General features: G+C 56.9%; 1 rRNA gene. It reads right to left on the bottom strand.

The annotated features are described in order from the left end of the window. Nucleotides 1-7 precede the first annotated feature (7 nt). Nucleotides 8-1450 (bottom strand): 23S ribosomal RNA (locus tag AB0I79_RS63290); the annotation flags it as partial.

The following is a 1450-nucleotide window of genomic DNA, read 5'->3' as shown; positions in this document are numbered from 1 at the left end:
ATGCTTTGTGGTCAAGTCCTCGGCCTATTAGTACCGGTCAGCTCCACACGTTACCGTGCTTCCACCTCCGGCCTATCAACCCGGTCGTCTACCGGGAGCCTTACCCACTCTCGTGGTGGGAGACCTCATCTCAAGGCGAGCTTCCCGCTTAGATGCTTTCAGCGGTTATCCCTTCCGAACGTAGCCAACCAGCCGTGCACCTGGCGGTACAACTGGCACACCAGAGGTTCGTCCGTCCCGGTCCTCTCGTACTAGGGACAGCCCCTTTCAAGTCTCCTGCGCGCGCAGCGGATAGGGACCGAACTGTCTCGCGACGTTCTAAACCCAGCTCGCGTACCGCTTTAATGGGCGAACAGCCCAACCCTTGGGACCTACTCCAGCCCCAGGATGCGACGAGCCGACATCGAGGTGCCAAACCATCCCGTCGATATGGACTCTTGGGGAAGATCAGCCTGTTATCCCCGGGGTACCTTTTAGCCGTTGAGCGACACCGCTTCCACACGCCGATGCCGGATCACTAGTCCCAGCTTTCGCTCCTGCTCGACCCGTCAGTCTCACAGTCAAGCTCCCTTGTGCACTTACACTCAACACCTGATTGCCAACCAGGCTGAGGGAACCTTTGGGCGCCTCCGTTACCCTTTAGGAGGCAACCGCCCCAGTTAAACTACCCACCAGACACTGTCCCCGATCCGGATCACGGACCAGAGTTAGACGTTCAAAACGACCAGAGTGGTATTTCACCAATGACTCCACCCGAACTAGCGTCCGAGCTTCCCAGTCTCCCACCTATCCTACACAAGACGCTCCAAACGCCAATGTCAAGCTGTAGTGAAGGTCCCGGGGTCTTTCCGTCCTGCTGCGCGTAACGAGCATCTTTACTCGTAGTGCAATTTCGCCGGGTCTGCGGTTGAGACAGCGGGGAAGTCGTTACGCCATTCGTGCAGGTCGGAACTTACCCGACAAGGAATTTCGCTACCTTAGGATGGTTATAGTTACCACCGCCGTTTACCGGCGCTTAAGTTCTCACCTTCGCCAGACAAAGCCTGACTAAGCGGTCCCCTTAACGTTCCGGCACCGGGCAGGCGTCAGTCCGTATACATCGTCTTACGACTTCGCACGGACCTGTGTTTTTAGTAAACAGTCGCTTCCCCCTGGCCACTGCGACCCCCACCAGCTCCAAACGCAAGGTTTTTCACCAGCAGAGGTCCCCCTTCTCCCGAAGTTACGGGGGCAATTTGCCGAGTTCCTTAACCACAGTTCACCCGATCGCCTTAGTATTCTCTACCTGACCACCTGAGTCGGTTTAGGGTACGGGCCGCCACAACACTCACTAGAGGCTTTTCTCGGCAGCATAGGATCATCCACTTCACCACAATCGGCTCGGCATCACATCTCAGGATAATGCGCGGCGGATTTGCCTACCGCACTCCCTACATGCTTACCCCAGGAC

It is taken from the genome of Nonomuraea sp. NPDC050202 (assembly GCF_040656115.1).
Classification (GTDB): Bacteria; Actinomycetota; Actinomycetes; order Streptosporangiales; family Streptosporangiaceae; genus Nonomuraea.
The sequence above is the reverse complement of the archived record's forward strand: the minus strand, read 5'-3'. Positions and strand labels throughout refer to the sequence as shown.